21 protein-coding genes are annotated in these 20,207 nt (G+C 37.7%); 2 read left to right on the top strand and 19 right to left on the bottom strand.

Features of this window, described 5'->3' with window-relative positions:
- Window positions 1-14: 14 nt before the first annotated feature.
- On the bottom strand, window positions 15-1,382 hold the full coding sequence (hemA, locus tag HWQ49_RS04205; RefSeq protein WP_188206302.1) for a glutamyl-tRNA reductase: 1,368 nt from the start codon (window positions 1,380-1,382) through the stop codon (window positions 15-17).
- A 199-nt stretch (window positions 1,383-1,581) separates the two neighbouring features.
- Between hemA and HWQ49_RS04210 the strand changes: the two genes are divergently transcribed.
- A complete protein-coding gene (locus HWQ49_RS04210; protein WP_188206303.1) occupies window positions 1,582-2,064 on the top strand; it encodes a LiaI-LiaF-like domain-containing protein in 483 nt (160 codons plus the stop codon).
- On the opposite strand, the gene HWQ49_RS04215 is transcribed toward HWQ49_RS04210, so the two are convergent.
- From HWQ49_RS04215 to HWQ49_RS04245, 7 genes are read right to left on the bottom strand one after another with little or no spacing between them, the layout of a single operon-like run.
- Window positions 2,065-3,189, bottom strand: coding sequence for an MFS transporter (locus HWQ49_RS04215; protein ID WP_188206304.1), 1,125 nt, complete (start codon window positions 3,187-3,189; stop codon window positions 2,065-2,067).
- A gap of 29 nt (window positions 3,190-3,218) precedes the next feature.
- A complete protein-coding gene (gene moaA, locus HWQ49_RS04220) occupies window positions 3,219-4,226 on the bottom strand; it encodes a GTP 3',8-cyclase MoaA (protein ID WP_188206305.1) in 1,008 nt (335 codons plus the stop codon).
- A complete protein-coding gene (gene mobA, locus HWQ49_RS04225) occupies window positions 4,208-4,804 on the bottom strand; it encodes a molybdenum cofactor guanylyltransferase (RefSeq protein ID WP_188206306.1) in 597 nt (198 codons plus the stop codon). The genes moaA and mobA overlap by 19 nt, the downstream gene beginning before the upstream one ends.
- Window position 4,805: 1 nt before the next feature.
- On the bottom strand, window positions 4,806-5,039 hold the full coding sequence (gene moaD / locus HWQ49_RS04230) for a molybdopterin converting factor subunit 1 (protein ID WP_188206307.1): 234 nt from the start codon (window positions 5,037-5,039) through the stop codon (window positions 4,806-4,808).
- Window positions 5,032-5,478, bottom strand: a complete 447-nt coding sequence (locus HWQ49_RS04235) for a molybdenum cofactor biosynthesis protein MoaE (RefSeq protein ID WP_317450911.1) — start codon at window positions 5,476-5,478, stop codon at window positions 5,032-5,034. Before HWQ49_RS04235 ends, moaD begins: the two co-directional genes overlap by 8 nt.
- Window positions 5,465-5,980 (bottom strand): molybdopterin-guanine dinucleotide biosynthesis protein B, encoded by a 516-nt coding sequence (mobB, locus tag HWQ49_RS04240; RefSeq protein ID WP_188206309.1) that lies wholly within the window; start codon window positions 5,978-5,980, stop codon window positions 5,465-5,467. The genes HWQ49_RS04235 and mobB overlap by 14 nt, the downstream gene beginning before the upstream one ends.
- A complete protein-coding gene (locus HWQ49_RS04245; protein WP_188206310.1) occupies window positions 5,962-7,224 on the bottom strand; it encodes a molybdopterin molybdotransferase MoeA in 1,263 nt (420 codons plus the stop codon). The genes mobB and HWQ49_RS04245 overlap by 19 nt, the downstream gene beginning before the upstream one ends.
- 63 nt (window positions 7,225-7,287) lie before the next feature.
- On the opposite strand from HWQ49_RS04245, the gene moaC reads away from it, so the two are divergent.
- Entirely contained in the window at window positions 7,288-7,782 is a 495-nt protein-coding gene (moaC, locus tag HWQ49_RS04250) for a cyclic pyranopterin monophosphate synthase MoaC (RefSeq protein ID WP_317450903.1), read from the top strand.
- A 2-nt stretch (window positions 7,783-7,784) separates the two neighbouring features.
- Here moaC and HWQ49_RS04255 read toward each other — a convergent pair whose 3' ends face one another.
- From HWQ49_RS04255 to HWQ49_RS04305, 11 genes are all read right to left on the bottom strand, one after another.
- The gene (locus tag HWQ49_RS04255) at window positions 7,785-8,276 is read right to left on the bottom strand and encodes a MogA/MoaB family molybdenum cofactor biosynthesis protein (RefSeq protein ID WP_188206311.1); all 492 of its coding nucleotides are present in this window, start codon (window positions 8,274-8,276) and stop codon (window positions 7,785-7,787) included.
- An 11-nt stretch (window positions 8,277-8,287) separates the two neighbouring features.
- Window positions 8,288-9,301: a ThiF family adenylyltransferase gene (locus HWQ49_RS04260; protein ID WP_223154990.1), complete on the bottom strand. Its 1,014-nt coding sequence runs from the start codon at window positions 9,299-9,301 to the stop codon at window positions 8,288-8,290.
- Between the two features lie 14 nt (window positions 9,302-9,315).
- Entirely contained in the window at window positions 9,316-10,818 is a 1,503-nt protein-coding gene (locus tag HWQ49_RS04265; RefSeq protein ID WP_188206313.1) for a nitrate/nitrite transporter, read from the bottom strand.
- Between the two features lie 102 nt (window positions 10,819-10,920).
- Window positions 10,921-11,448 carry a hemerythrin domain-containing protein gene (locus tag HWQ49_RS04270; RefSeq protein WP_188206530.1) on the bottom strand — a complete coding sequence of 176 codons (528 nt, stop codon included), beginning with the start codon at window positions 11,446-11,448 and terminating at the stop codon, window positions 10,921-10,923.
- Between the two features lie 16 nt (window positions 11,449-11,464).
- Window positions 11,465-12,115 (bottom strand): response regulator transcription factor, encoded by a 651-nt coding sequence (locus HWQ49_RS04275; protein ID WP_188206314.1) that lies wholly within the window; start codon window positions 12,113-12,115, stop codon window positions 11,465-11,467.
- Window positions 12,096-13,184, bottom strand: coding sequence for a sensor histidine kinase (locus HWQ49_RS04280; protein WP_188206315.1), 1,089 nt, complete (start codon window positions 13,182-13,184; stop codon window positions 12,096-12,098). Before HWQ49_RS04280 ends, HWQ49_RS04275 begins: the two co-directional genes overlap by 20 nt.
- Window positions 13,184-13,633 (bottom strand): GAF domain-containing protein, encoded by a 450-nt coding sequence (locus HWQ49_RS04285; protein WP_188206316.1) that lies wholly within the window; start codon window positions 13,631-13,633, stop codon window positions 13,184-13,186. Before HWQ49_RS04285 ends, HWQ49_RS04280 begins: the two co-directional genes overlap by 1 nt.
- Before the next feature lie 31 nt (window positions 13,634-13,664).
- Entirely contained in the window at window positions 13,665-14,345 is a 681-nt protein-coding gene (gene narI / locus HWQ49_RS04290; RefSeq protein WP_188206317.1) for a respiratory nitrate reductase subunit gamma, read from the bottom strand.
- Window positions 14,342-14,911 (bottom strand): nitrate reductase molybdenum cofactor assembly chaperone, encoded by a 570-nt coding sequence (gene narJ, locus HWQ49_RS04295; RefSeq protein WP_188206318.1) that lies wholly within the window; start codon window positions 14,909-14,911, stop codon window positions 14,342-14,344. Before narJ ends, narI begins: the two co-directional genes overlap by 4 nt.
- Window positions 14,904-16,442 (bottom strand): nitrate reductase subunit beta, encoded by a 1,539-nt coding sequence (gene narH / locus HWQ49_RS04300; RefSeq protein ID WP_188206319.1) that lies wholly within the window; start codon window positions 16,440-16,442, stop codon window positions 14,904-14,906. The genes narJ and narH overlap by 8 nt, the downstream gene beginning before the upstream one ends.
- On the bottom strand, window positions 16,432-20,106 hold the full coding sequence (locus HWQ49_RS04305) for a nitrate reductase subunit alpha (RefSeq protein WP_188206320.1): 3,675 nt from the start codon (window positions 20,104-20,106) through the stop codon (window positions 16,432-16,434). Before HWQ49_RS04305 ends, narH begins: the two co-directional genes overlap by 11 nt.
- Window positions 20,107-20,207: the final 101 nt, after the last annotated feature.

Genomic DNA, 20,207 nt, shown 5'->3' on the forward strand with positions numbered 1-20,207 from the left:
GCGTCCCTCACATCTTAGGTACCTAAAGCCTTAATCAAACTTGCAATTGGTAATGATTGATTGACTGATTCATGACTCTTGTGTTTTTTGCTTTGTTCTTCAAGTTCCTGTTTGACCTCTTCTTCGATACCAAATATTTGTACAAATAGCTTAAGCATATCTTCAGAATGTTCTTCTCCAGCCATTTCCTTGGCTTGCATAATAGGTTCTTTCAACATTTGATTAACGATACTCTTCGTATGCTTACGAAGCACTTTACGCTCACGATCATCTAAATCTGGCATTTTTCTTTCAATTGATGCCATCGTTTCTTGTTGAATAGTTAGAGCCTTGTTGCGTAGAGCGGAAATAATAGGTACAACACCTAACGTCTTTACCCATTCCTCGTAATCAGCAATTTCAGCTTGAATCATTTGTTCAATTTCAATTGCTGCTTGTTTACGTTCTGATAAATTTTGATCAACAATCCCTTGTAGATCGTCAATATCGTAAAGAAATACTCCATCTAATTCATTAATATCTGGGGCAAGGTTTCTTGGTACAGCAATATCAACTAAGAAAAGTGGTTTACCATGACGTTTCTTAAGTAATGGTTTCATCTTTTCCTTAGTTAAGATATACTCATCTGTGCTGGCAGAAGCAATTAAAATATCTGCACTTTCTAGTACGTTTTCAAACTGATCAAGTGAAGCCGCTTGTCCTGAAAAACGAGACGCTACTTCTTCAGCTTTCTCTAATGTTCGATTAACAACCGTCACATTATGGACACCTGAGCCGTGTAAATTCTTAATAGCCAGCTCGCCCATTTTCCCTGCACCTAAAATGACCACGTGTTGTTCTTTCAGTTGATCAAAAATAGTTTTTGATAATTCTACAGCAGCATAACTTATGGATACAGCATTCTCGCCTATACCCGTTTCTTTATGTGCTTTCTTAGCATTCGTAATGGCCTGTTTGAACAACTGGTTAAACAATAAGCCTGACGCATCATATTCTTGAGCAATTTGAAAAGCAAGTTTAACTTGTCCAAGAATTTGTGTTTCACCCAGTACCATTGAATCAAGACCAGCTGCGACTTTAAATAAATGCTTAATGGCTTCCTCTTTTTCTTTTACATCGATAAAGTTTGCCAAATAATCAATATCCATATTAAATTGCTCAGCTAAAAACCGTTTCATGTAATAGCGACCTGTATGGAGTTGATCAGCTACAACATATATTTCCGTTCGATTACAAGTAGAAACTATTACATTCTCAAGAATACTTTTTTCTTCATTTAGTTGGCGCATCGCATCACCAACTTCTTGGTCAGAAAAAGATAGTTTCTCGCGTATATCAACCGGTGCGGTTCGGTAATTTATACTAGTTACGATAACATGCATTTTTCTCACCCCTTCATAGGCGCACATTTCACTATTTTATAGTATAACAGTTCACTACAAATTTCGCATGAATATTAATGAACATATTATGAAAATTTATGGTAGTATTAATTTAGAATGATTATAAATACACTCATTATGTAGATTAACATAGTCATCATTTCCCTTCAAAAAAACCAACTCAGGAGCGTTTTAAACTATGAAACAACAAAAAACATTCTTAGCTGTATTTTTAATTGGGATCGGGTTTTACTTCTTTATCCAACAATTTCATATTCCTTTTATATCACGCTTTAATACGTGGCCTTCTATTTTAGTTATTATCGGAGCTGCTTTTTTAATTAGTGGTTACGCGAATAAACAACGAGACAATATCTTCCCCGGGGCTGTGCTAACCGGATTGGGAGTTCACTTTCATGCTCTTGAACATACGCAAAACTGGATAGACCACTGGGGAATGTACACCCTAATAATAGGCTTGGCCTTTTTAATTAAAGCTCATAAAACCAATAATGGCATCATTCCAGGATTAATCTTACTAGTCATTTCATTTTTAGCGATTTCATCTATCGCGATGCCATCATGGTTTAATTGGTTTGATATGCTTTTCGATACACTTGAGCAATTCTGGCCTGCACTTTTAATGCTATTTGGGTTTATCTTATTATTTAAAAAGGGGTAATCATTTATTCATTACTCGCATAACCAATAGACTAAGTAAGATAATCAAGACGCAAAATATAAATGGCAGACCTAATATTTGGGTGATAAAACCAGATAGTATAGAACCTGAGACAACTCCAATTGAAAAGAAAGCATAAAATACACCGTAAGCTTTCCCACGGTTCTGTTCATCTGTTGCATTGGCAACCATCTGATTCATAGATGGAAAGACGAATGCGAAACCAACTCCATATACCATCATGGCAATAACTGCTAAGATGATGTGTGAAGAAAAGCTTAATATCAGCATAGATGCTGCAATTAAACTTAGCCCCGCAACTGCTAATCCTCGTGGTAAAAAGCGAACATAAACACGATTTAACGCTGTAACAAAGATCATTAACGCTGTTATACCATATAAGCTTAATAATAAGCCGGTAGCAGCTGTTGTAAATCCAATGTCTTCAACAAGGATTGGTAAGGCAAAAGCTAAAGTTCCATTACTTACCATAAGCGCAAATGCAATGACTGAAGCCTGCATTAATCGTCTGTTTTTCAATAAACTCAAAAAGGCTGCCCACTCTACCTTACCCCGATCACTTTGTTTAAGTGATTCAGGAATATGCTTGATCCCTAATGTCGCACTTATTATAAAGACAATCGAAACGAATATAAACACAAACTCAATTCGCCCTAGAGCAGCTAACATTCCACCAATTGCTGGGCCCACGATAGCAGCGATTCCAATTGCTGCTCCAGCAAAAGCCATGGTTTTACCGTCACCATTACGTCTTGAACGATCACCAATTAAAGCAAAAGCACCAGGAACTAACACACCACCTGCAACACCGTGAAAAAAGCGAATAACTAATAGCTGCTCACCAGTTTGAGCAAAAGGGTAAGCAAGTAAAACAATACTAACTAAAAACATCCCGGTAACTAAAACACGTTTTCTCCCTATTCTGTCTACCCAATGACCACCAATAACATTACCAATGACATTTGATAAAGAATAGATAGCTACAATGAACCCAGTTAGTACCTCACTCGCACCCAAACTTAACGCAAATGGCGTTATAATTGGTAGTTGAATAAAGGTATCTATAAAGGTGACAATGACAATAAAATAGATGAATTTAAGCATTTTGTTACGCCCCGTTCTTCTCTTGCTATTTAGCCACCAATGTAAGACATACCTATTTTGCCTTGTCTAACATCCTTTAGTTCATGGCGTTCATCAGAATAACGATCTGTTCGAGCTCTCCAATTATTCGTAATTAGCTCAGCCAATTCTTGATTACTAATACCTGAACGAATTGGTGATTTTAGATCTCTACCATGAGTAGCAAATAAACAGTTAAATAACTTACCGTCAGAGGATAGTCTGATTCTCGTACATGTTGAGCAAAAGGACTCTGAAATTGACGAGATAAAACCGACTTCACTATTACCAATTGAATAACGTGAAGCAACTTCACCAAAGTAATCTCTTTCAACAGGTGTCAAAGAGAACTTTTCACTTAGTCTGTTTATAATTTCTTTTTTAGATACGACCTTCTCAAAAGACCACCGATTATCATTACCGACATCCATAAACTCGATAAAACGTAGTGTAATCCCTTTATCCTTAAAATAATTGACCATTGGGATAATCTCTTGATCATTCACACCTTTTTGTACAACCATGTTAATCTTTATTTCAAACCCAAGTCCTTGAGCTAGATCAATATTTTTAAGAATTTTTTCTGGTCCAACCCCCCGACCATTCATTTCCTTAAATAACTCTGGTGTTAAGGCATCCAAGCTAATATTCAATCTTTTTAGGCCAGCTCTTTTTAGATCATGTATATGATGATTTAACAGCATGGCATTAGTTGTCAGTCCGATATCTTCTAAACCTGAGATATCATATAGCCTTTGAATTAAATCAGCTAGATCCCTACGCATCAGTGGCTCACCACCGGTTATTCTTACTTTCTTAACGCCTAAATGAACAAACTGTTGGACGATCCTTTCAATCTCTTCAAAGGAAAGTAGTTCATTTTTCGGAAGAAACGGGAAGTCATCACCAAACACTTCTTTAGGCATACAGTAGGAGCATCGAAAATTACAACGATCAGTTACTGACACCCTCAAATCTTGCATTGGTCGATCAAACTGATCTAATATTTGTTTTCCCATACAGTCCTGCTCCTTTCTAAATCCTCTATTGTATTAATATTCTCCACATAATCTTGAACGTGTTGGGTAACCTTTTCTCCGTTAATATAAAATCCCCCGACACGCTTAACAAACTTTTTCATACTTAATTCCCTATGATCTAAGGCCTTTTTCACTGTCAATTTTAAGGAATAGCTTAACAAACTAATTAATGGGTAAGGTTGATTATTGACTTCAATCGCGACAAAATGATTGGTATCTCGCTGTCTTATCAAAGCGTTCACCAATTCCTGATTAATAAATGGTGTGTCACATGGAAGCACTACATAAGATGGTGCCTCAATATAATCCATGGCAGAATAAATTCCTGCTAAAGGACCGAGCCCAGAATACTGCTCTAAGTCAGTAATGACGTCGTAATCAGTTGGGAAGTGCTTTACCAGTTCAGATCGTGTTACGACAACAATATGATCACATGTTCTTTCCAACGTTTGATAAACTAAATCGTGAAAGTGTTGATTATTAATTTTGGCAAATGCTTTAGGTGAACCAAACCTTCTAGATTGCCCTCCTGCTAGCATTACACCGACTACTTCCATATTAACCACCGCTTACTGGGGGAATTAAGGCAACAATATCCCCGCTTTTTAATATTTCATCCTCTGTTACAAACTCTTCATTTACAGCAAACCTTAACCCATACTGATCGAGTGATCCGTAATTCTTTTTTAACTGCTCATATAGCTCACGTACTGTAATACCCTCTACGTGAAATTCTTCTTCAGTTTTCTCAGTTAAATCTTTTATACTCGCAAAGTACAATACCTTAATCATTCCGTTCACTACCTTTTGGTTTATAATTTTGATGGCCAACCCATACTTCCCCATTATCCCAAATTTCCTTTTTCCAAATAGGAACATCTTGCTTTAGACGTTCCATTGCGTATTCATTTGCTTCGTATGCTGCTTTACGGTGAGGAGAAGAAACGGTTACAACAACCGCAATATCAGATATATTCAGTAACCCGACACGGTGAGCGATTGCTATATCGCATCCTTTCCATTTTTGCTTAACTTCCTCACCAATCTCTTCCATCTTCTTTTCAGCCATAGAAGTGTATGCCTCAAACGATAAATATTCGGTCCTTAAACCGTTAGTCCACTCACGAACATGTCCTGTAAAAGTCGTCACTGCTCCGTGACTGGAATTGAGAACCTTATCAGTATCTCGCCTTTCTTCAAGTGGTTGATCTGTTATTTCAAATTTTTTCACCATTATGAACCCAACCTTTAAACCAAGTATTTATTTTATCCGTATCATTGATCGAAACTAAATCAAAGCTATTCATTATTGAACCATGTGTAATCGCTAATTTTATGTTTGTCAATTCATTAATTAGCGTATGATCCTCTTCATTTCTAAGTATAACAACCTTAGGAAATCGCTCGTGTTTAAACCCTTCGACGATGATAAGATCATACTCTTGAAAATCCGAATCAGATAAAAAATTTTCCAAATTAACTGTCTGACTAACTCGCTTATGCATTTGGAGGACACCATTCCCAAAAGCGATTGAACAGTCTGCCCCTTGGTTAAAATGTTGCATTGAATCAACAGAAGAATCTGGGAGCTCCAAATCGGACTGATGTCCATGATTCTTTATAGTAAGCACCTTTTTATTCATTTGCTTCGCAAGTTTGACCCATGAAGATACAAGAGTCGTTTTTCCACTATTTTTATACCCAACCACTTGAATTACTCTGGGATTGCCCATGTCAGCGCTCCTTCATCACGATCTGTATACAGTACTTTTACAGCATCACCCTGTTGATACCCCCGCGTCCCTCGAGGTAGAACAATCAAAGCATTAGAACGCGCAATTGAAGAAATAGCATTTGACTTATTAAATCCTGCAGGAGTAACGTAAACTTCTCCATCCTTCTCTTCATAAAAGGCCCGTATAAACCTTGTAAACGGATTGGGCTTCTCAAAGCTTTCTTGTAACACCCCATCTCCGCCAGGTAAGAAGGGATGGTTGGACCCTAACATCTTTAATAAAACCGGTCGTGCAAATAATTCAATACCTGTATAACAAGCTGATGGATTACCTGATAATCCAAATAAATATTGTTCGTTGTATTTAGCAACCGTTGTGACACTACCTGGTCGCATGCCAACCTTATTAAATAAGACCGTTGCACCTAAAGCTTCATACACCTTAGGTAAATAATCGAAGTCACCAACACTAACTCCACCTGTTGTAATTAAACAGTCGACCTCGTTTAAGGCCTGTTTGACTGACTCGATGGTCGTATCTAGGTCATCTTTAGAAATTTGATAGAAGCGATAGGGAATGTTTAACCGTTTAAGTTGCCCAGCTACCATTGGACCATTAGAGTTGCGGATTTTTCCATGTTCTAATGGTTCACTTACCTCTAAAAGCTCTGTACCAGTTGATAAGATTCCAACTAATGGCTTTCTTCTAACTGGTACTTCGGCAAATCCGAAAGTTGCTAATACGGCGATAACGCCAGGGGTAATCTTGGTACCTTGACTTAAAATCTGTTCCCCCTTTTGAATATCTTCACCCTTAAATGAGACATTCTCTCCTTTTTCAAAAGGCTTTCTGATCGTGAAGCTGCCCTCATATTCAACTGTTTGCTCTAACATAACTACACAATCTGCTAACTCAGGAAGTGCTGCCCCTGTCATAATCCGAACAGCTTCATTTTCACCTAATTTAACATCAGATACTTGCCCTGCTCCGATATGATCTACCACTCGAAATTCAATACGATTATCGCCACTAGCATTTTCGGTATCTGTTGAGCGAATGGCAAAACCATCAAATGGAGAACGATCAAAATGAGGTACGGCAGATGGTGCCATAATATCCTCACTTAAAAAATAATTTAAGCTTTCGTCTAAAGGAACCTTTGTGGCATGAGTTAACTGAACTTCTTTTATGCATTTTTCAATAGCTTCAGACACTAATATAGGCTTTCTTCTTTCTACCACTTCTTCCCCTCCTTAGATACATGGTATAATGACTAACATAAATATTATAAAGGCGGTGAAACAATGATGTCGACAAATTTCAACCACTTTGATTCTAAAGGGAATGCGATCATGGTTGATGTTTCTAATAAGGATGAAACGACTAGAATCGCAATCGCTAAATCATCTATACGAACCAATAAAGAAGTTTATGAGCAAATAATCAACCATCAAAATAAAAAAGGTGATGTTCTAGGTGTTGCCAGAGTGGCTGGGATCATGGCTACTAAACAAACCTCTCAGCTCATCCCTATGTGTCATCCAATCGCCATTTCGAATGTTGAAATTGACATGCAATGGCGTGATTCTGAAAGTGAAGAACACATCCTTGATATCAGTGTAAAAGTAAAAACAAAAAGCAACACTGGTGTTGAAATGGAAGCATTAACAGGCGCTTCTACTAGCGCTTTAACGATCTACGATATGTGTAAAGCTGTCGATAAAGGTATGGTCATTGGTGACACATTTCTTGATTATAAATCCGGTGGGAAGTCAGGTGACTACCAGAGAAACTCATAAAACTATTTGTGTAATTCATTTAGACAGTGATGTAACTCTGGTAAAATCAGCTTTGACATCGCTAATTCTACTGCCTTAACTGATCCAGGCAAGACAAAGATAGGACTACTATTGATAACACCAGCAGTGGCCCTGCTTAGTATTGCCTTGGATCCAATATCCTCTGTATAGCTCAAATATCTAAAAATCTCACCAAATCCGTCGATCTTTTTATCATATAATGGTTCAATTGCTTCAATACTAACATCTCTATAAGCAATACCTGTTCCCCCTGTTGTCACCACTGCATGAATTGAGGGATGATAGACAAACTGATCAATGATGTTTCTAATCTCAATGATATCATCTTTTACAATCTCTCTTGTCACTTCATAACCCTGTTCTTCTAAAAACTTTTGGACCCGTTCACCTCCACGATCGGTTGTGTAATCACGGGTATCACTAATGGTAACGACACCGACTTTGACTTGGTCATCTATTATATCTTTGTGCATCAAATTTCCCCCTAACCAAACAAACTGTGGTACACTTTTTTAGCTGTTTTTAAATCTTTCGTTCCATGGAATAAAAACCGTCCATTACTAAAGGCTATGATTCTAAAATCCGTGTAATAGAACTGAACAAAAAACTGATTTCGCTTATAGTCAATTTGCTGCTGATCTAATGTGGTCGTTAATCCCTCAAGTGAAAACTGCCTTTCCTTAGATGTCATTAATTGCACGGTGTTTCGACCACACAATACATTCGAATCTAGCTGATAAGTTGTTAGGCTTGGATATTCCGGCTTCTCACCACAAGTGGGACAGTTTGGATTTTTCAATTTACGAATACCTATCTTTTTAGAAATTCCTTCCCACACATCTTCAAACTGTAGCTTAGTTTCCATTCGGTCCTGGTGCCCTGTAATATATTTTAAAGCTTCAGCACATTGCCTAGCTGCTGTTATTTGAACAGCTGGGCTAATAATTCCTGCAGTATCACAGGTCATCGTTGTTGTAGGAATGACATCAATCAAACACCTTAAACAGGTTGATTGAGGGGGAATAAATGGATAAACAACGCTTGTGCTTCCCACACAAGCGCCGTAGATCCACGGAATTCCATGTTTATAGGTCAGGTCATTAATCATATAACGTGTTTCAAAATTATCAGTTGCATCTATTATGATGTCTACCCTTTTGCAAAGAGTTGTAATCAAATCTACCCCGGCATGATCCAAATAAGTATACAACGTAACCTCACTGTTAAGCTGTACAAGACGTTCTCTTGCAGCCTCAACCTTAGGCTTCATTTCATCAGCATTTGATTCACTAAACAATTGTTGTCTTTGCAAGTTAGAGTACTCAACAATATCTCGGTCAACTAAATGAAGTTCTCCAACACCTGCACGAGTTAATGTTTCAGAAATGGCTGTACCTAAAGCACCACAACCAATTACTGCTACTTTTGCACTTAGGATTTTCTGTTGGCCTGATTCATTTATTGGCTGAAATAATATTTGGCGCGAATATCTTTCCATTAGTCTCATTTCCTTTACTGATGAACTCGGTGATTCGTTATATCTGAGAAAGTTGCGACGTACTGTATGTGATTTCCTTGATCATCTAGAATCGCACTTATGTTTAGCCATTGTAAGTAAAGCTCACCATTCTTTTTACGATTCCAAATTTCACCTTGCCATTGATTATTTTGTAAAATGCTTTCCCACATTTTCTCATAAAACTCTTTTGTCTGTTTACCTGATTTTAAAACAGCAGGGGTTTTCCCTAATATCTCTTCTTCTTTATAACCAGTAAGAGATTCAAATGCTGGATTGACCGAAATAATTTTCCCATCCGTTTCTGTGACGATGATCCCCTGTCCTGTTGAGTTGAAGACCTCTTTTTGTATCTCTAATTTATCTTGATAATATAACCAAATCACTAAGATTAAGCTTGCTAATGCAACTTGGGATAAAAGCATAAATCCAATTGCATAATGGCCTGTAAATGAATATACAGTTGATAGAATAATAGGTGGGAAGAAACCTCCTAAACCACCCATCATAGATACAATCCCGTTTACTGTACCCGCTTGCTTATTAAAATATGTTGGGACAAGCTTGAATACAACACCACTACCAATACCGGAAGCAAACGCAATTGAAATGGTTCCTACAGTATATAAACCTATAGATGGTGAAAAAGCTAAAATGATCGCAGAAACTGTAATAGCGAAAAATACGCCCATTAAAATGAACAATGGTTTAAATTTATCGCCTAACCAACCACCTACGGGTCTAATTAAAGTGGCGATCGCTATAAAACCTGCCGTACGTAGACCTGCATCAACGCTATCTAACCCAAAGTGTGAAACTAAAAAGTTTGGTAAATAAACGGTAAAAGCAACAAAAGATCCAAAAGTAATAAAGTAAAATAATGAGAAGAGCCATAGTTTATTATTTTTATAGACACTTTTGATTTGCTTCATCATAGGTGTTTTGATCTTTTCTTCTTTACGATCACCTAAAAAGATATTCAAAGCAATAAAGATTAGAATTAAAATTAGATAAAGCTTAACCGTTAATGACCAACCTATTTGCGTGGCAATAACAGGTGCAGCAAATGTAGTAATAGCTGTACCGATATTACCTACACCATAAATACCATTGACTAACCCGTGCTTTTCTTTAGGGTAGTATTTCGGTAATGAGGTAACACCAACAGAGAAAACCGCACCACCGATACCTAGAAATAGACCCCCGATAACTAAATCAGTAAAGCTAGATGCTTCACTAATGTAAAAGACTGGGAATAGAAGTAATACAAAGCTAATAGTAAAAACTAACCTTGCTCCAATTAAATTGGCCAAATATCCTAGTGGTATCCTTAAAATAGAACCTAGAATAATAGGTATCGCTGTTAGGATTGCAATATTCTCTGGAGCAATAGCGATATCCTCTTGAATGAATGGAATCAATGCTGAGATAATCACCCAGATCATAAAACCGACGACTAAGTTCATTGTTTGTAATGGTAACTGGAATTTTTTAATCATGATTGTTCACCTATTTTCATTTATTTTATATTCTAATTGTAATGGGTACCGGTAAATCAAAAAATAAGGGAGTCCCCTGTTCTTAACAAAGGACTCCCTTATTCATATAATTAATGTATTGAGTTGTTCAGTTAACTTATCTAAATCATCTTTTTTCATGACCCGATCAACCATTGGAAATAAAACATTCTCCTCTTTAACAAAATGAACCATTAACACTTCATATGCTTCAGAGGCATCAGTAATCTTCTTTTTCATGTCCGCATAGCTATATTGGCTAAGATCATCCATGGTATGATGCAGGAAATGCCCGATATAGGCATCGATCTCTTGATGCTCTTCTTCTATAGACATGATCGGACCTTGCTCTTTACCAATATATAACCCTAACATTTCAAAGAAATATTTCTCTTCTTTGTTAGTATGGTTCTTTAATGGGTCGAGAAATTCAATCAGTTTCTTTCTTAAAGTTATGAAGGCCACTCTTGCTTCCTCTTCCGACTCATAAGCATCACCTTCAAATTTCAAGATAATCTCATGCCATTCTCCCATTAAGTGTTGTAAATAGCGGTGTTCATTTTCTAGGATTCGCATCGCCTTATTTCTATTTTGAAAAGGAGTTTCGACCATTTGCACTCCCACCACCTTAAAAGTCTAATAGTTTTTTCTTAAGAGCATACTCTACCAACTCCGGTTTACTATTCAAATTAAGCTTTTCCATAATCTTTGCTTTATGAGCTTCAACCGTTTTAACAGAAATATACAATTTCTCCCCAATTTCCTTATTACCATAGCCCTTAGCAACTAATGGTAAGATCTCTAATTCTCGTTTAGAAAGAATTTGAAAAGGATCCGTTGGGTCGACAACATCACTACTTTGTTTAACAAACTCATTAACCAGTGAATTAGCCATTTTAGGAGCAATGTAAGTGCCACCGTTATAAACGGTCCGTATCGCTGAAATCAGTTCTTCATCGGGGGCGTTTTTTAATACATACCCTGATGCCCCATTTTTTAATACATGAAATAAATATTCTTCATCATCATGCATCGTTAAAATAAGGACTTTTGTCTTTGGATAGTCTTCATGAATCTTACCCGCCGAGATTAACCCACTTTCACCAGGTGGCATACTTAAGTCTAGTAGTATAATATCGGGCTGGTGTTCAGCAACCTTCTCATATGCTTCAATCCCATCTGCTGCTGTATCAATGACCTCCATATCCTTTTGATAGTTTATAATCATGGAAAAACCACTTCTTACAACAGCATGATCATCAGCTATGATTATTTTCATGAACTTCCTCCTCTACACGACTTACAACAGGAACTTTAAAGTATATGGTTGTTCCCTCATTTGGGACAGAATAAACCTTTAGATTCCCGCCAACAATCTCAGCACGTTCTTCCATACCACCTAAACCAAGACCTGTCCCTATGACTTCAGGCGAATTTACATTAAATCCTTTACCATGGTCTCGCACGATTAATTCTAATCCTTCACTGTTTTCACTCAATAATACATGAATCTGGTCAGTACCTGAATATTTGGTTGCATTCAGTACGGCTTCCTGGCAGATACGATAAACAGCTGTTTCAATATCTGGTGAATATCGGTTTTGATTTAAGGTTGATTGCATATTCACTTGAACACCATAGTTATTTTCCAACCATTTAAAATGCGTCCTAAAAGCTGCTTCTAACCCTAAGTCGTCAAGTGATGCCGGTCTTAAAAATACGGATAAGTCACGAACATCCTCCAACAGGCGATTCAAGGATTCCTCTGATTGTTTTACCTGCTCAACAATCGAATCCTTATTATCCATATATTTCAAGACTCTCATATCCACCAACATACTTACAAGCTCCTGAACGACACTATCGTGCAATTCCCTGGAAATACGCTTTCGTTCATTTTCTTGCGCTTGGATTGTTTTTTTGGTTAATTGATTTTTATATAGGCTTTCTTGTGTTTTATACTGAGTCGTCAAATCTCTTAACATAAAGACAAACACTTTGTCATTTTCATCAACGGAATGATAAGTAGCAGCATAAGGAACGATCCCTCTGTTTTTTGTTTCTAAATATACTTGGAAGGATGAAAAATCTTTGCTTGGTTCTTGAAGGTAACATTCAGTGCAAGTTATTTCTTGTTCTTCACTGGAATAACCACGACAGAATGAACAAACAGAACTTATTCCTCCACCCTTGATCGACTCAAGTACGCTAGGGTCTATGATGTTTTCAGCAGAAGGGTTCAATGCAAGAATTTGGTTTTGATCATCTAGAAAGAAGATCGCCTCCGAACTATTCTTATACATTTTCATTAAGAATGACATCATTTGTTCATTCGTCATTTGAATCATTATACCATCATCTCCTGTGTATCAAACGAGCCAAAGCATTTACCCAAATAGCCCATCAACTCTTTGAAAGTTTGATTAGTGATATCATTTTTCTCTCTCGAGGCAACTAATAGCACTGCTTTGACACGACTATTTTTCCATAATGGGATAGCTAAGAAGCTCTTTATATCTTCAAATAAAACAATTGGATATTCATAAAGTCGTTGATTAATTTCACTTTCGACTATATTTTCTATAATCATAGGTTTCCCAACTTTGAAAACCTGTCCGGCAATCCCTTTACCAGATTTCAATACAAACCTCTTATATTTATTATTCTTATTTCCACTAGCGTAGTGCCATCTCAGTTCAAAGTTGGTCTCTGAACTGGTCATAGCTAAAAGTACTAAATCGGCATTAAGGTAGTTGCGAACTTGGTCAACTTCCACTTGATAGTTAAAATTAGGCACTCGATTTCCTCCTTCCACTCCATTATACTTGCTATTTCCTTTGATGTCTTCTATATAATATATAACTTCTTCCTACATAATTTAACGGGACACTCCAAACGTGAACAAGGCGGGTGAACGGCCATAAACCAAATATTAAAAATCCAAATAAAACGTGCATCTTAAATGTTAATGGAACATCTGTCATCAAACTAGCGTCTGGGTTAAAGATCAATAATCCTCTAAACCATACTGAAATTGATTGACGGTAATCAAAATCAGGAACAGCGTGATTTGTTACCAACGTCGCATATACACCTAAAAAGACAATCGTTAAAAGAAGGACGTTCACAATAATATCCGAAGTCGCACTTAGTTTACGAACATTATGCTTCGCTAGACGTCGGGTTGTCAATAACAACATACCTGCTAAAGTGACTATACCAAAAAAACCTCCTATATATACTGCACCTATATGGTATAAATGGTCATTAACACCAAGTGCTCTCATCCACTCTTTAGGAATACCTAATCCTGATATATGACCAAAAATAACTGGTATAATCCCGATATGGAATAATAAACTACCAATCATTAATTGTTTCTTTTCGATAAATTCACTAGATTTAGCTGTCCAACTAAATTGGTCATGCTTATATCGATAGAAATGTCCAAAAACAAAGAATGCCATACAGACATATGGGAAGATTACCCATAACAGTTGGTCAATCATGTTGTCACCTCCTGTGTTTCTACACAAGCTTTTAACGTCTCTCTTAATGCTTTAACTAAATGAAAGTAGGGGCTATTTAAGTTTTCTAGTTCCTTCATTAAATGATACGTCCCGTCTTCTAATACAGCAAAAAGCATCGAGAAACTTTTCGGACTACGTTCATCATTTAACCAATCCGCCGCGTAGATAAACTCACAGATTAATGGTAAATAATCCGAAAGCTCCCCTTTTGGCATTTCTAGCCCATACATTTCGTACAACAGCTTTAGCTTAGCAAGCATTTGACCTCGCTCTTTGCTATCTTCAAACTTGAAGTAGGTCATATATAAAGTTGATTCGTCATGGAAGTCAAACGTATTGATATATCTTTCTTGTAATTCTTCAAGTGATTGATGTTTTAACTGTTCCCAGTACGAGAAAATTTCAATCTTATTATCTAATTGATTATAAAACGCTTCCGATAACTTTTTATCATCAAAAAGGTGATCAGATTCTGGATATGACAGATGCTGTGCATAAAATCCAAAAGATATTTTATAATCGTGTAATTTTTGTAAATTAATCACGCCAAATACCTCCATAGAAGTTATCTTCGTACATTTCTTTACCTGATTTAGCTCCTACGCCCATCGCAGGACCACAACCATCACAATCCATGTCATATCCTTCTGAACCTTGTGCTCGATATGTGTTCATATACCCTTCCTTATGAGAGGTTGGAATGACAAAGCGATCTTCATATTTAGCAATAGATAATAAACGATACATTTTTTGTGTTTGACTAGCTGTTAGACCTACTCGCTCTAATCTTGATTCATCAAATTCTTTTCCACTTGATAATGCACGCATGTAAGAACGCATCATCGCCATACGTTGTAGTGATTCTTTAACTGCTTCTGTATCTCCAGCCGTTAGCATACTTGCTAAATATTCAATTGGTGTACGCATCTCTTCTATTGCTGGGAAGATCATATCAGGGTTTTTAATAGAATCCTTACCTTCGAAATAGCTCATGATTGGACTTAATGGTGGTACATACCAAACCATCGGCAGTGTACGATACTCAGGGTGTAATGGAAATGCTAATTTATATTCAATTGCTAATTTATAAATTGGAGAATTCTGAGCTGCTTCGATCCAATCCTCAGCAATTCCGTCTTTTTTCGCTTGCTCAATGATTTCCGGGTCGTTAGGATCTAAAAATAAATCTAACTGTGCTTCATATAAATCTTTTTCATCAGGGGTCGCAGCTGTTTCTAATACACGATCAGCATCGTATAAAAGAACACCTAGATAACGGATTCGTCCCGTACAAGTTTCAGAGCATACAGTCGGTAACCCCGATTCAATTCTTGGGAAGCAGAAAGTACATTTCTCAGCTTTATTAGTCTGCCAGTTGAAATAAACTTTTTTATATGGGCATCCTGTCATGCAGTAACGCCAACCACGGCACGCCTCTTGGTCAACTAATACAATACCATCCTCGTCTCTTTTATACATAGCACCTGATGGGCATGACGCCACACAGCTCGGGTTTAGACAGTGCTCGCATAAACGCGGTAAGTACATCATAAACGCATTTTCAAAGTTAAACTTAATTTCTTCTTCAATCTTTTGAATGTTTGGATCTTGGGGCCCAGTTACATGTGCGCCAGCCAAGTCATCTTCCCAGTTCGGTCCCCATTCAAGATCCATTTTTTCGCCTGTAACTGCTGAATGAGGTCTTGCTACTGGTTGATGTTCTTGTTCTTCTGCATTTGTTAAATGATCATAGTTATATGTCCAAGGCTCATAATAATCTTTCATCTCTGGCATATCTGGATTATAAAAGATTTTACCTAAAGCCATTTTTGATAGTTTGTTACCGGATTTCAATTCAAGTTTACCTTTTCTTAATTGCCAACCACCTTTATATTGCTCCTGGTCCTCCCAACGTTTGGGATAACCAATACCTGGCTTCGTCTCAACGTTATTGAACCACATGTATTCTGCACCTGGTCTATTCGTCCAGGTGCTTTTACATGTCACACTACACGTGTGACACCCAATACATTTATCTAAGTTCATTACCATTGCTACTTGTGCTTTAATTTTCAAGCCAATCAACCTCCTTCATTTTTCGAACGGCAACATAGACATCACGTTGGTTACCAATTGGGCCGTAATAGTTAAATCCATAACTTAATTGTGCATAGCCACCAACCATTTGTGTTGGTTTAACATGGATTCTCGTTGGTGCGTTGTGGCTTCCTCCACGCTGTCCTGTTAGTTCAGAACCTGGGACATTTATGTGCTTATCCTGAGCATGGTACATAAACATGGTTCCTTCAGGCATTCTGTGACTAACAACTGCACGTGCTGTTACGACACCGTTTCTGTTATACACTTCAATCCAATCATTGTCTTCAATACCGTGTGCTTTCGCATCAACATCACTAATCCACACATTTGGCCCACCTCTAAACAACGTCAACATGTGTAAATTATCTTGATAGGTACTGTGAATGTTCCATTTACCATGAGGTGTTAGGTAACGAAGTACTAACGTATCATCGCCTCCCACTACCTTCTTATCACGTGGTCCGAAAACCATTGGAGGTAAGGTTGGTTTATAGATTGGTAGTGACTCTCCAAATTGCATAAAGATTTCATGGTCAATATAAAAATGTTGTCTACCAGTTAACGTTCTAAATGGAACATGTCTTTCTATATTTGTCGTAAATGGTGAATATCGCTTATCACCTTTATTTGACCCACTGAAAACTGGTGTAGGAATAACTTCACGGGGCTGTGCAGTTATTTGGTCAAACGTGATTTTCTCACCAGCTCGATCTGATGAAATATCGGCCAATTCCATTCCAGTATCTTTTTCCTGTTGTTTCCAAGCTTTCTGCGCCACTTCACCATTAGTTGCAGACGAAACATGTAACACCGCATTAACAGCCTGACGAGCTGAGTACAATTTTGGTAGACCATTTTTAACCGTTTCATCTTCATATGTGCCATTTATTCGTTTTAATTGTTCATACTCTTCACCGACAGGGAAGTTAACTCCATGAGCTCCTATTTTTCCATCTTTTAGCTTAGGCCCCAATGTAATAAACTTGTTATAGATATCGGTATAGTCTCTTTCGACTATTGATAATGAAGGCATGGTCTTTCCTGGAATTGGATCGATCTCATTCTTCTTCCAATCTTTCACAAGTCCGTTTGGCTGGGCAATCTCACTTGGAGAATCATGACCAAGCGGTGATGTTACCACATCATGATAAGTACCAGGCAAATGATCCTCAGCCATCTTAGAGAATTTATTAGCTAACGAGCGATAAATGTCCCAGTCTGATTTGGATTCCCATAATGGATCGATAGCTGGATTAAATGGATGCACAAATGGGTGCATATCTGTTGATGAAAGGTCTGTCTTCTCATACCAAGTTGCAGCCGGAAGTACAATGTCGGCATACATTGGCGTTGCAGTCATACGAAAATCTAAAGCAACCAGAAGATCTAACTTACCTTCTACATCCTCACGCCAAACAATCTCATCAGGTTTATCTACATCATTAGGGGAGGACATTAATCCGTCCGATGTTCCTAATAGGTGTTTCATGAAGTATTCCTGACCTTTAGCCGAACTAGAGATTAAGTTTGATCTCCAAACAAACATGGATTTCGGGAAGTTCTCCTCAGCATCTGGGTCCTCTACTGCAAAATTCATCTCACCATTTTTTAACTGATTCACAATGTGATTGATGACATCTTGTTGTTGATCATTACCTGCTTTTTTAGCCTCATCAACTAAACTTAAGCTATTTTTATTAAATTGTGGATATGATGGTAACCAGCCTAACCTTGCAGCTAACACGTTATAATCAGCTGGGTGTTGATAACGAAGATCCCCACCAGTTGGTGATTTTAACGAATCTGTACCCATTTCTTCGTATTTCCACTGGTCCGTTGCAAAATAGAAGAATGATGTAGCATTCTGTAAACGTGGTGGGCCTTGCCAGTCTTTAGCAAATGCAATCGTAGACCAACCTTCAATTGGACGACATTTTTCTTGCCCAACGTAGTGCGCCCATCCACCACCATTTTTACCTTGAGATGCTGTAAGAATCACTAGATTCAAAATAGATCGATAGATAGTATCACTATTAAACCAGTGGTTAATTCCTGCACCCATAATGATCATTGAACGACCATCCGTGTCGATTGCATTTTGAGCAAACTCTTGACCTACTTGTGTGACGACAGAAGCTTTCACCCCTGTAATAGCTTCCTGCCATGCTGGTGTATAGTGTGAATCTGCATCATCATAACCTTTTGCTTCTAAATCATTACCGAACTTAGGAACTCCATATTGGCTAATCATTAAATCATAAACCGTTGTAACTAGCTTTGTTGTACCATCGGCTAGCTGGACCTTTTTAGCTGGAATCATTCGTTTGAAGGTTCCATTTCCTTGGTTGTCGAAATAAGGGAATACAATTTCGTGCATCTTTGAGTCGTGACCTTCAACAGACATCGCAGGTTCCACTCGAGAACCATCTTCATTCTCTAAAATTAGATTCCAGTCTTTTTCTTCTTCCCAGCGCTGTCCCATTGTTCCATTTGGCACGATGATTTCATCAGCGGCTTCATCAAAGATAACAGGTTTCCAATCCGCATTTTCAGAAGACTGACCTAAATCACTTGCACGTAAAAATCTACCTGCTTTTAGTTGATCGCCTTCATCATCAAGCATGATTAAAAATGGCATATCCGTATATTGCTTAGCATAATTAACAAATAATGGTTCTTTTCTTTGTTCATAAAACTCGTTTAAGATGACATGAGTCATGGCTTGAGCAACTGCTGCATCAGTACCTGGATTAGGTGCTAACCAGTTATCCGCAAACTTAACGTTCTCTGCGTAGTCTGGTGCAACTGACACAACTTTAGCTCCTTTGTAACGAACCTCTGTCATAAAGTGTGCATCTGGAGTACGAGTTAATGGAACATTTGATCCCCACATAATGACATAACCAGAGTTATACCAATCAGATGACTCAGGTACATCTGTTTGCTCACCCCAAATTTGAGGTGATGATGGTGGTAAGTCAGCATACCAATCATAGAAACTAAGCATCTCGCCACCAATTAGATTAATAAATCTAGCACCAGAAGCATAACTGATCATCGACATTGCAGGAATAGGCGTAAATCCAGCAATACGGTCTGGGCCATAATTTTTAATTGTGTAAATTAGCTGGGCTGAGATAAGTTCTAAAGCATCCTCCCACTTAACTCGAACGTGCCCACCTTTACCTCTTGCTTTCTTATATAGATTTGCCTTCTCTTCATCTTCTACAATGCTCGCCCATGCATCAATAGGACTCTCATAATTAGCACGTGCTTCTTTCCATAAACGCCACAATTTACCACGCATATATGGGTACTTAACACGTAATGGACTATACTCATACCAAGAAAATGATGCACCACGAGGACATCCTCTCGGTTCAAATTCAGGCATATCCGGACCACATGACGGATAATCAATTTGTTGATTCTCCCAAGTGATAATGCCGTTTTTCACAAAAACTTTCCAACTACATGATCCTGTGCAGTTAACCCCATGAGTTGTACGGACAACTTTATCGTGGGACCAACGCTGACGATACATATTTTCCCAATCACGGTTTTTCTCCTCTAACAAAGACCAATTGCCGGAATAACGCTCAACTGGTTTGAAATAACGCAAGCCAAATTTCTCTTTCATTTGCTTTCCACCTTTCGATTCCTAACGTACTAGGAATACTAAATCATTCAACTTAGCATACATACATTATGAAGAAATCTACTATTTGCATGTATTAGGGA

The organism is Alkalibacillus aidingensis (assembly GCF_014595945.1).
GTDB classification, from domain to species: domain Bacteria; phylum Bacillota; class Bacilli; order Bacillales; family Alkalibacillaceae; genus Alkalibacillus; species Alkalibacillus aidingensis.

Coding starts and splice junctions, on each gene's coding strand:
- hemA (WP_188206302.1), bottom strand. CDS start 1,382: ATGCATGTTATCGTAACTAGTATAAATTACCGAACCGCACCGGTTGAT.
- HWQ49_RS04210 (WP_188206303.1), top strand. CDS start 1,582: ATGAAACAACAAAAAACATTCTTAGCTGTATTTTTAATTGGGATCGGG.
- HWQ49_RS04215 (WP_188206304.1), bottom strand. CDS start 3,189: ATGCTTAAATTCATCTATTTTATTGTCATTGTCACCTTTATAGATACC.
- moaA (WP_188206305.1), bottom strand. CDS start 4,226: ATGGGAAAACAAATATTAGATCAGTTTGATCGACCAATGCAAGATTTG.
- mobA (WP_188206306.1), bottom strand. CDS start 4,804: ATGGAAGTAGTCGGTGTAATGCTAGCAGGAGGGCAATCTAGAAGGTTT.
- moaD (WP_188206307.1), bottom strand. CDS start 5,039: ATGATTAAGGTATTGTACTTTGCGAGTATAAAAGATTTAACTGAGAAA.
- mobB (WP_188206309.1), bottom strand. CDS start 5,980: ATGGGCAATCCCAGAGTAATTCAAGTGGTTGGGTATAAAAATAGTGGA.
- moaC (WP_317450903.1), top strand. CDS start 7,288: ATGATGTCGACAAATTTCAACCACTTTGATTCTAAAGGGAATGCGATC.
- HWQ49_RS04255 (WP_188206311.1), bottom strand. CDS start 8,276: ATGCACAAAGATATAATAGATGACCAAGTCAAAGTCGGTGTCGTTACC.
- HWQ49_RS04260 (WP_223154990.1), bottom strand. CDS start 9,301: ATGGAAAGATATTCGCGCCAAATATTATTTCAGCCAATAAATGAATCA.
- HWQ49_RS04265 (WP_188206313.1), bottom strand. CDS start 10,818: ATGATTAAAAAATTCCAGTTACCATTACAAACAATGAACTTAGTCGTC.
- HWQ49_RS04270 (WP_188206530.1), bottom strand. CDS start 11,448: ATGGTCGAAACTCCTTTTCAAAATAGAAATAAGGCGATGCGAATCCTA.
- HWQ49_RS04275 (WP_188206314.1), bottom strand. CDS start 12,115: ATGAAAATAATCATAGCTGATGATCATGCTGTTGTAAGAAGTGGTTTT.
- HWQ49_RS04280 (WP_188206315.1), bottom strand. CDS start 13,184: ATGATTCAAATGACGAATGAACAAATGATGTCATTCTTAATGAAAATG.
- narI (WP_188206317.1), bottom strand. CDS start 14,345: ATGATTGACCAACTGTTATGGGTAATCTTCCCATATGTCTGTATGGCA.
- HWQ49_RS04305 (WP_188206320.1), bottom strand. CDS start 20,106: ATGAAAGAGAAATTTGGCTTGCGTTATTTCAAACCAGTTGAGCGTTAT.